Annotated in this window: 1 protein-coding gene; it reads right to left on the bottom strand. The window is 64.7% G+C overall.

Features of this window, described 5'->3' with window-relative positions:
* Positions 1 to 265: gamma-glutamyltransferase (locus tag AC0L3U_RS39215; RefSeq protein ID WP_473365093.1), on the bottom strand; the 265-nt coding region annotated here is incomplete at its 3' end.
* Between the last annotated feature and the right edge of the window lie 21 nt (positions 266 to 286).

Here is a 286-nt window from a genome sequence, read left to right as displayed (position 1 = left end):
GACGTTTGCCGGGCTGCACGCGGTTGGCGACGGGCTGGCCGTTTTCTTCGGCGATGAACGAGAAGTCGGTCATCTGGTTATTCAGCAAAAAGCCCTGGACCATCAAGTGGGAACCGAACGCCGCTTCCACCGTGGTGGTCATCGATACGGCGCCGCCCTGGTCATCCACGGCCACCACCTGGGAAGTCGAGATGCGCAGCGGCGAACGGTCTGGCGCATAGGCGACCTGGATGCCCGCCGGCTGGCCTGGCTTGGCCACGCCCATGCTGCGCTCACCGATCAGTGC

It is taken from the genome of Bradyrhizobium sp. Kon69 (assembly GCF_055807515.1).
This window is presented reverse-complemented; position numbering and strand designations above follow the sequence as displayed.